The 9,100-nt window shown below is 75.3% G+C and carries 8 protein-coding genes; 5 read left to right on the top strand and 3 right to left on the bottom strand.

From position 1 onward, the window contains the following. Positions 1-85: 85 nt before the first annotated feature. A complete protein-coding gene (locus AB0L40_RS24500) occupies positions 86-859 on the top strand; it encodes a class I SAM-dependent methyltransferase (RefSeq protein ID WP_364360867.1) in 774 nt (257 codons plus the stop codon). A gap of 2 nt (positions 860-861) precedes the next feature. After that, positions 862-2,763: a hypothetical protein gene (locus AB0L40_RS24495; protein WP_364360865.1), complete on the top strand. Its 1,902-nt coding sequence runs from the start codon at positions 862-864 to the stop codon at positions 2,761-2,763. 18 nt (positions 2,764-2,781) lie between these two features. On the opposite strand, the gene AB0L40_RS24490 is transcribed toward AB0L40_RS24495, so the two are convergent. Together AB0L40_RS24490 and AB0L40_RS24485 are read right to left on the bottom strand one after the other, a co-directional pair. Further along, entirely contained in the window at positions 2,782-4,302 is a 1,521-nt protein-coding gene (locus AB0L40_RS24490; RefSeq protein ID WP_364360863.1) for an acyltransferase, read from the bottom strand. Further along, positions 4,299-5,621, bottom strand: a complete 1,323-nt coding sequence (locus AB0L40_RS24485; protein WP_364360861.1) for an acyltransferase — start codon at positions 5,619-5,621, stop codon at positions 4,299-4,301. Before AB0L40_RS24485 ends, AB0L40_RS24490 begins: the two co-directional genes overlap by 4 nt. A 121-nt stretch (positions 5,622-5,742) precedes the next feature. Here AB0L40_RS24485 and AB0L40_RS24480 point away from each other — a divergent pair, with 121 nt between their 5' ends. From AB0L40_RS24480 to AB0L40_RS24470, 3 genes are all read left to right on the top strand, one after another. After that, on the top strand, positions 5,743-6,891 hold the full coding sequence (locus tag AB0L40_RS24480) for an aldo/keto reductase (protein ID WP_364360859.1): 1,149 nt from the start codon (positions 5,743-5,745) through the stop codon (positions 6,889-6,891). 51 nt (positions 6,892-6,942) lie between these two features. Continuing rightward, positions 6,943-7,194, top strand: a complete 252-nt coding sequence (locus tag AB0L40_RS24475; RefSeq protein ID WP_364360869.1) for a DUF1653 domain-containing protein — start codon at positions 6,943-6,945, stop codon at positions 7,192-7,194. 179 nt (positions 7,195-7,373) lie between these two features. After that, positions 7,374-8,405: a hypothetical protein gene (locus AB0L40_RS24470; protein WP_364360857.1), complete on the top strand. Its 1,032-nt coding sequence runs from the start codon at positions 7,374-7,376 to the stop codon at positions 8,403-8,405. Positions 8,406-8,607: 202 nt separating this feature from the next. On the opposite strand, the gene AB0L40_RS24465 is transcribed toward AB0L40_RS24470, so the two are convergent. Then, a partial coding sequence (locus AB0L40_RS24465; RefSeq protein WP_364360855.1) for a hypothetical protein occupies positions 8,608-9,100 on the bottom strand: 493 nt, incomplete at its 5' end.

Raw genomic sequence — 9,100 nt, 5'->3', positions numbered from 1 at the left:
CGTCAGCCGTCCGGCCTCGGCGCGGGCCGGGGCGTGCCGCGGGGGCCCGCGGTCGACCGGCCGGGCGGCGGTAGCATCCGCGATCGTGCCTGGCCCCCTCGTCACGGGAGAACGCGTCACGTCGCCGGCCGGCGCGTTCAACCCGACCTACCAACGCCACGTCGCCGCCTACCGGGGGATCGCCCCGCTGCTGCCCGACGGCGAGGTCCTCGACCTCGGCTGCGGCGTCGGCCACTCCTTCCGCGAGCTCGACCCGCGTCCGACGTTCGGCGTGGACGTCAGCGCCGAGGCGCTCGCCGGCCAGGAGCGGCCGACCGAGGTCCACGACATGCGCGCCCTGCCCGCGGCGTGGGACGGGCGCTTCGCGTCGGTCGTGGCGGTCCACTCCATCGAGCACGTCACGGCGGCCGAGCGCGCCGTCGAGGCGACCGCGCGGGTGCTGCAGGACGACGGCGTCGCCGTGTTCGTCACGCCGAATCGCCTGACCTTCGCGCGCCCCGACGAGATCGTCGACCCGTACCACGAGGTCGAGTACGACGTGGAGCAGCTGCGGGCGCTCGTCGCCCCGTCGTTCCACGAGGTCGAGATCCTCGGACTGCACGGCTCCCCGCGCTACCTGGAGTTCCAGGCGGGCGAGAAGGAGCGGATGGACAAGATCCTCGGGCTGGATCCGCTCGGGATCCGCCACCGCGTGCCGCGCGTCGTGCTGCGCTGCGCCTACGACACCGCGCTGACGATCACCCGCCGGCGCACCACGCCGCTGGCGGCCGCGATCGACGTCGACGACTTCCGCCTCGGGGACGACGATCTCGACGCCAGCCTGGACCTCGTGGCCGTCGGCCGCCGCCCCCGCCGCTGACCATGCCCTGGTGGCTGCACACGGCCGCGGGGCTCGCGATCGTGATCGCGCTGGGCGCCGCCTCGTGGCGGCTCGCCGGCCGGCTGGTCGCGCCGCCGATCACGCGCGGACTGGCCGCCGTCGCGCTGACCTGGCTGGGCGCGCAGCTCGGCGGGCTGGCCGCGGCCGTCCCGGGCGGCCCGGGGGTCGCGGTCACCGGGGCGGTGGTCGTCGCCGTGGCGGCCGGGCTCGTGCTCTGGCGCGTGCCGCGGACCGCGTCGCCGCCGCTGGCCCCCGACGAGCGGCGCCTGGTGGCCGTCGTCGGGCTCCTCGTCCTGCTCCTGTCGATCCTGTCGATCGCCCGTCCCGCCATCGGGTTCGACGGCCTGCTGTACCACCTGGCGATCCCCGCGGCGTGGCTGGGCGACGGGCGGGTCGCGAGCCTGCCGTCGATCGTCACCGGCCTGCCCGTCGAGGCCTACCCCGTCGGCGTCGAGGTCTCGATCACCTGGGCGATGACCGTCACGGGCGCGACGGTCGTGTCCGTCCTCGTGACCCCCGCCGCGCTCGGCGTCGCGGTGGTCGGCGTCTGGACCCTGACGCGTCGGCTCGGCGGCAGCGAGATCGCGGCCTGGGGCGCCGTCGCGTCGTCGGTGGCCGCGCTTCCGTTCCTCGCGCAGGCGGGCGGCGTCGCGACCGACCTGCCGGGCGCGGCGCTGCTGGCCTGCGGCGCGGCGCTGCTGGTGGACGCGGCGGTCCGCGGCCGCGACGTGCCCGAGGACGCCGTCCCGGGGCTGCTGCTCGGGCTCTGCGCCGTCCTCATGGGCCTCGGCGTCAAGACGACCGCGGCCTGCGGCGGCCTGCTCTTCCTGCTCCTGGCCTGGCGGGTCCGCGGCGCGCTGCTGACGACGCTCCGCCGGCAGCCGCTGTGGCTGCTGCTGGTCGCCGCCGCGGGCCTCTGCGGGCTCGCGTGGCTGACCCGCAACCTCGTCCTCCACGGCAACCCGGGGTGGCCGCTGCTCGCGAGCTCCTCCGGCGACCCGCTGCCGCCCGCGCTCGTGCCCTTCAAGACGCGCTTCGTCGACCAGCCGCTGCACACGCTGCGCGCCGGCGGCGACGTCTACCTGCAGCTCGCCTGGACCGTGCCGATCCTCGGCCTCGCGGCCCTCGCGGTGGTGGTCCGCGGTCGCGGCGCCCTGCGGGCCACGGCGATCTGCGGGCTGCTCGGCGCGGTCGCGTGGGGCTTCGCGCCCGCGACGGCGATCGACACCGATCCGTACCTCGCCGCCGGCGCCACGCGCTACCTGATGCCGTGCTGGATCCTGCTGGCCGCCGCGGCCTGGGCCGGGGCGTCGACGGCGATCGGCGGCCGGCGTCGCTGGCCCGCGGTGCTCGGTCTGGCGGTCCTCGCCACCGTCGTCGCGCAGCTCGTGATCGCGTCGACCTACACCGGGGCACGGGAGGCCGTCGACGAGGTGCCGCTCGGCCACGCGGCGATCGCGCTGGGCGTCGCCGCGGGCCTGCTCGCGGTGCTGCTGATCGACGGGCGCCGCGCCGTCCCGTTCCTGACCCGCCTGCCGGCCCCGCCGCGGGTGGCGTCGGCGGTCGTGGTCGTCGCGCTCGCCGGGGCCGTCCTGTGGTCGACGCCGGGCTTCTGGGGCCGCCACGCCACGGCGGTCGACACCGCCTCGACGCCGTCGCCGGACCAGGTCGTGCTGGCCACGGGCGGCGTGCCGGCGTTCTCGCTCGGCGCCTACGGCCGGCCGGGCGGGCGCCTCGTGCCGACGTGCGCCGATCTCCAGGCCGGCCTCGCGGCGGGCCGCACGGTCGCGGTCGGCCCGTCGACCGGGGAGTGCCCGATGCCCGGTACGGGCGAGTACGTGGACGGCTTCCTCGTGCACACGCCCGGCGCCGGGACGCGCTGACGGCGGAGGGCGGCGGCCTCAGCCCGAGGGCGGCGTGCTGCCCGCGTCCCCGGGACGCTCCGAATCCGGCCCGCCGTCCGCCCCGGCACCGACGGCGGCGTCCGGTCCCGCGACGCCTGCCGCGGTCCCGCCGTCGTCCTTCGCGCTCCCGGCCTCCGTCCGCTGGATCTCCGCGCGCCAGGCCTGCGTGGCCACGGGCTGCGACACCGCGAGCGGGCCGGGTGGGCGGCGGCCGGTGAGGCGGGAGGCCAGGAGCATCCCCGGCATCTCGACGAAGCGGAAGAGGACGACCGTCAGGGCGAGGGAGACCGCGAACGCGCAGACGCCGAGGGCGATCAGGCCGATGTAGCCCTTCTGGCTCGGCAGGACGTGCGGGAGCAGGCCGCCCAGGACGGCGAAGTGGACGAGGTAGAACGAGTACGAGCGCTCGCCGAACCAGCGGGGGATCTTGCGATCGAGGCCGAGCGGCGGGCGGCCGCCCTGCCACTCCAGGGCGACGAAGCAGAGGAGCATCCCGGTGGCGCCGACGAACTGCATCGGGACGCCGAGCGCGTTGCCCCAGCGCAGGGCGTTCCCGGCCTCGCGGAAGTGCTCCTCGACGGACGCGTCCGCGGGGATGTGGAGGTTGTCGACGAGGTGCGTGATGAGGCTCGCCGACGCGGGCTCCGACCCGCACAGGATCAGGAACGACGCGAGCAGCGCCCACAGGGTGATCCCGCGTCCGCGCCGGGCGATCCACTCGCGCAGCGGGTCGTACGCCTCGACCACGGCCACGGTCAGCCCCGGCAGGAAGAGCCACTGCAGGACGCCCGGGCCGTCGTCCGTCTGCACGGTCGCGAAGCGGAAGATCATCGCGATCACGAGCAGCACGAGCATGCCGCCGGTCAGGCCGCGGAAGCCCCACCGCCGGGTCGCCCAGAACCAGCCCCACGCCACGAACGGCAGCATCAGGTAGCCGAGCACCTCGACGCGGACCGTCCACGCCGGCGCGAGCGGCACCGTCCAGCTGTGCTGGAATCCCGCGTGCGCGAGCCCGCCGTCCAGCAGCAGCGCCGTCTTCAGCGACGCGACGAGGTCCGTGTCGGCCCCCTTCAGGACCACCAGCCACAGCACCAGGAGTCCGCAGACCGCCCAGAACGCGGGCATGATCCGCAGCACCCGGCGCACGTAGAACTTGATCGTCCCCGGGCGCGTCGTCCGCCCGAGCGCCCAGGCGATGAACGGCCGGGCCAGCAGGTACGCGGAGAACGCGAAGAAGAGGTTGACCAGGCGCGCGGGCGCGAAGACCGTGCGCCAGCCGACCTCGCCGCCGAACAGCCCGTAGAGGTCGCGGCCGGGCAGGTCGGTCCAGTGCGCGGCGAGGTACGACTGCTCGGCTGTCGCGACGTGGGCGCAGAAGACGAGCAGCGCGCCGAGGCCGCGGGCCCCGTCGCCGCCGTACCAGGGGCGGCGCCACGCCGGGCGCTCGGGCGTCTGCGGCGGGGCAGGCGTCTCGGCGCCCGCCGTCGTGGCCTGGTCCGGCGTCTCCGTCGCGCTCATCGGGCACCTCCGCTCGGGGCGACGTCGGACGCGACGGGCGGCTGGCCGTGGGGCTCGGCGGCCACGGGCTCCTCGCCGGGCGCGGCGTCGGGTGTCGTCCCGACGGTCGGGGCCGCGGCGCCGATGCGGACGACCGGGCCCTCGCGGAACAGCGGGCGCTCGCCGCGGGAGTACCGGAACGCGGGCCGCTCGACGAACTTGAACAGCAGGGCGCCGACCAGGAGCGCCAGCGGCACCACGAGCACCGCGAGCTGCAGGAAGTGCCCGCCCGCGGTCGCGCGGCCCTCGCCGAAGTCCCGCACCTCGTAGATGATCGCGCCGTGGCTGATGTAGATGGAGAAGGAGCGCTCGCCGACCCAGTGGATCGGGCGCCACCGCAGGATCCGCCACGTCGGGCGCTCGGTCGCCTGCCAGAGGATCAGGCCGCCGAGGACGAGGCCCGCCGCGATCGTCAGGTAGTTGCGCTCCGCGATCGAGCCGGACTGCGCGAGGCTCATCTGCTTGTAGTTGAAGACGAGGCCGACGACGACCATGAGGATGGCGAGCGGCGCCGCCCAGCGGGCCTTGCCGATCCGGTCGCCCCAGCGGGCCTCGACGACCGCGATCAGGACGCCCGGCACGAACGTGATGAGCCCGCCGATCGGCGACTGCGACGGGACGGTCGTGTCCGGCAGCCACGTCGTCGCCAGCAGCCAGGCCGGGATGCAGACCAGGGCGATCGGCAGCAGCGAGAGCGGGCCGCGCCAGCGCCCGCCACGGGAGTAGATCCAGATGCCGGCGCACGCCAGGATCGGCAGTGCGATGTAGAAGACGGCCTCGACGTTCAGCGTCCACGCCTGGCTGAGGTGGACGTTGAACGGCGCCGACGTCCAGTACTGGCCGAGCGCGAACGTCGCGATCATGTCGATCGCCTTCGTCCCGTTGAGGCCGAACTGGATGATCGTCACGACGATCATGAACCAGAAGACCGGGACGACCCGTCCGAAGCGATGCCGGATGTAGCGTCCGAGCGGCGGGGCCTTCTTCGACGTGCCGAGGGCGTAGGCGATGTAGGGCCGCGACAGCAGGTACGCCGAGAGCCCGAAGAACAGGTAGACGACGATCTGCACGGAGAAGATCCCCGCGCCGATCTGCCGGTTGTTGAACAGGTGCTCCCAGCCGATGTCGCCGGTGGCGGCGAGCGTCTGCAGCCGGGTCGGGTCGGGGTCGGCCAGCGCCGCGGCGAACAGCGCGGCCGTCGCGCAGTGGGCGATGACGACGCCGAGCACGCCCCAGCCGCGTACCGCGTCCCCCGCCTCGAAGTACTGGATCCGACGCATGACGCGTAAGCATGCCGTTCCGGCGCGCGACGCGTTCCGCCGCCCCCGGGACGGCGGTGCGGCGCAGGTGGTGACGGGCCGCGCACGGCACCGCGCGGCGCCCGCGCCGTACCCTCCCTCCATGGTCGACTTGGGACATGCGGCGCTCGGCGCCTGGAGCGGTGGGCGGTTCATGCACTACGGGCAGGAGCTCACCGAGGACGAGCTGGTGGACCTGCTGCGTCCCGAGGGCCGGCTGCGCACGATCGTCACGGCCGACGTGTACGGCACCGGGGAGTCCGACCGGCTGGTCGCCCGGGCGACGGCGGACGTGCCGCGCTCCGAGGTCCGGATCGTCGGAGCGGTCGGCCACGACTTCGTCGACGGCGAGCGCCGCGGCGCGAAGGGCTTCCCGCGCTTCACCGACCCGGGGCTGCGCGGCCCGGACGGCTACGCGGACTACCTGCGCCGCGCGACCGAGGCGAGCCTGGAGCGTTGTGGGACGGAGCGCTTCGACCTCCTGATGCTCCACAACCCCGACCGCATCGGCTACACGTCCGAGGTCGTCTGGGACGCGATGCAGGCGCTGAAGGACGACGGCCTGACCGACGCGATCGGCATCGCTCCCGGGCCCGCCAACGGCTTCACGCTCGACATCCTGAGCTGCCTGGAGCGCTTCGGCGACCGCATCGACTGGGCGATGGTCATCCTCGGCCCGCTCGAGCCGTGGCCGGGCCGCCTGGTCCTCGAGGCCTGCGAGCAGCACGAGGTCGACGTCCTCACGCGCGTCGTCGACTACGGCGGCATCTTCTGGGGCGACCTGCGCGCCGACACGCCGATGGGGGACCACGACCACCGCCGCTACCGGCCCGACGGCTGGGTGCAGCGCGGGCTCTCGATCGTCGACAAGGTCGCCGCGATCGGCAAGGCCCGCGGCCTGACGCCGATGCAGACCGCCGCCCAGTGGGCGCTGGCCCAGCCGGCCGTCGCGTGCGTCGTGCCGACGCTGATCCAGGAGCTGCCCGGCAGCCTGGACGTCGCGCCGAAGCCGATCGCCGGCAAGAAGTCGGAGCTCGCCGCGCTGCCGGCCGAGATCCGCCTGTCGAAGATCGAGATCGACCGCATCACGCACCTGGGGGACAACTCGGGCTCGATGGCGCTGAAGGGCGCCTCCCCGGTCTTCGAGGGCGAGGAGCAGCCCGACGCCTGGGCGATCGGCACGCCCGAGCTCCAGGCCGCGCGGCGGTGGGGGATCGACCCCGACCAGCAGCTCGTCAAGACGACGGTCTGAACCGTGGTGGTCGACGGGGAGCGGGGCGACGTGGCGGGGCAGGACCCTGCCATCGGGGTCGGCCCGGCGAGCGCCCCGCCGTCCGAGGACGCGGTCGTCCCCGGCCGCTACCGCCACTACAAGGGCCCCGAGTACGAGGTCCTCTCCGAGGCGCGCCACAGCGAGACCGAGGAGGTCCTCGTCGTCTACCGCGCCCTCTACGGCGAGCGCGGCCTGTGGGTGCGGCCGAAGGCGATGTTCGTCGAGACCGTGGTGGTCGACGGCGTGACCGTCCCGCGCTTCGCGCGCGTCGGCGACGCGTAGGGCGCCTCGGCCGTGGGCAGCGCGTCGGCGGTGGTGGTCCCGCGCACGGGCCCCGAGGGTCGGGTCCGCCGCCGTCGACCGCTCATCGGCGCCGGGGCGATCCTCCCCGCAGGCCGCGCCGCGGCGTCCCGGACCCTTGGTGCGTGCAACTTCTCGTGCCGGGCCGGGTTCCTACCGGCATGTCCCCCCGCATCGCCGCCCCGACCCGCCGCCACGCCGCGTCGGCCGTCGTCGTCCTCGCCGCGCTGACCGCCGCCGCCCCGGCGACCGCGGCCGGTGCCGCCGGGCCGGGTGCGGCGGGATCCGTGACCGTCGAGCAGCCGCTCCAGACCGCGATCGGCCGTCCCGTGGTGGTCGCCGCGGTCGGCAACCGCCAGACCGTGATGGCCGTCCAGTCCTCCGAGGGCGCGGCGGACCACCCGGTCACGCTGTCGACGGTGAAGGACGGGGCGGCGACGCCGGTGGCCTCGCTGCCCGGGGTGGCGCTCTCGGGCCTGACGCAGCTCGAGGTCGGCACCGCCAAGGACGGGGTGCCGGTGGCGGTCGTCGCGACCCGCCGGCCGGACGGGACGACCCAGCTGCGCCTGGTGCGCCTGGACACCGGGGCGATCCGCACGATCTCGAGCACCCGCCAGGGCCTGGTGGTCGGTGGCGTCGGCATCGACGCGGGCCGCTACTACTACACGCTGCATCCGGCGAAGACCACGGGGACCCGCACCTCGAGCCTGTGGCGCGCGACGCTCACGGGGACGTCGATCGGCCGGGCGACGAGGGTCCGGACCTCACGGCGCGGCGAGGCCTGGGCCGACGTCCTCGCCGACCGCGACCGCGTGGCCGTCGAGACGGTGCGCAGCGTCCACGACGGCGGGGTCTTCGCCCGGGAGGAGTGGGCGTTCGGGACGCCGCGTGGCACCTGGCGGCGCGCCGGTCTCACCTACGCGTCCGACGGCGGGTACCTCCACGTCGCCGCGGCGGGCTTCACGCAGGCGCGGGACGCGCTGGTCACGGTCGCGGACCGCGACGACGGCGGCCCGATGGTCACCCGGACGCCGATCGCCGGCGGCAGCACCGTCACGCGGCGCCTCGGGACCGACCCCCAGGACACGTACCTCTCGCCCGCCTACGACCCGGCGACGGGCCGGCTGCTGACCCGCGGCGCGGACGCGACGGGCATCGCGACGATCGGCTGGACGGGCGTGCTGTTCCCGTGAGCGGGACCCGCCCGCCGGGTCGGGCGGGCGGGACCTCGGGGCGGTGGCGCCGGCGGACCGTCCGGGGGGCCGGGACGGGTCGGGCCGGCGGAGCGCCGCGGGGCGACCGGTCGGGTCGGGCCGGCGGAGCGCCCCGGGGCGACCGGTCGGGTCGAGCCGGCGGACCGTCTGCGCTCTCCCACGGGTCGGGACGTGTCGCGACCTACTCCAGCTCCCAGCCGAAGTAGACCTCGATGCGGTCGACCTGGTCGCCCGCGAAGCGCAGGATCTCGGTGTTGCGGAAGCGGGTGCCGTCGGTCCGCGTGCTCTCGTAGGTGACGAGGACCTCGTCATCCACCTCGACGAGCCGGACGAACGCGAAGCCCGCGAGGTGCCCGCGGTTGGCCCAGCACCGCTCGAAGTACGTGGCCCGGTCGATGCCGACGTCCGGCGGCGCCGAGTACACGAGGTCCCCGGCGATGTGCGGTTCCAGCAGGCTGCGGTCGTCCTCGGCGTACGCGCGGTAGCAGTCGCGCACGATCTGGAGGCGGTCGGTGGTGCTCATGGGAGTCCGTCGTTTCGGGGGTTCGGGGACCGGGACCTCTGCACGGGGACCTCGCGGCGGGCCGGGGTCCAGGCGGCCGCGCATGTTCAGGCGGTAGAGGTCCGGGTGATCGAGGGCCCAGACGCGGTAGGCCTCCACGATCGCCAGGAGC

Origin of the sequence: Patulibacter sp. NPDC049589 (genome assembly GCF_040675535.1) — a bacterium.
GTDB lineage: Bacteria > Actinomycetota > Thermoleophilia > Solirubrobacterales > Solirubrobacteraceae > Patulibacter.
The sequence above is the reverse complement of the archived record's forward strand: the minus strand, read 5'-3'. Positions and strand labels throughout refer to the sequence as shown.

Excerpts from the sequence above, each read along its gene's own strand:
- AB0L40_RS24495 (WP_364360865.1), top strand. The coding sequence starts at position 862 with ATGCCCTGGTGGCTGCACACGGCCGCGGGGCTCGCGATCGTGATCGCG.
- AB0L40_RS24490 (WP_364360863.1), bottom strand. The coding sequence starts at position 4,302 with ATGAGCGCGACGGAGACGCCGGACCAGGCCACGACGGCGGGCGCCGAG.
- AB0L40_RS24485 (WP_364360861.1), bottom strand. The coding sequence starts at position 5,621 with ATGCGTCGGATCCAGTACTTCGAGGCGGGGGACGCGGTACGCGGCTGG.
- AB0L40_RS24480 (WP_364360859.1), top strand. The coding sequence starts at position 5,743 with ATGGTCGACTTGGGACATGCGGCGCTCGGCGCCTGGAGCGGTGGGCGG.
- AB0L40_RS24470 (WP_364360857.1), top strand. The coding sequence starts at position 7,374 with ATGTCCCCCCGCATCGCCGCCCCGACCCGCCGCCACGCCGCGTCGGCC.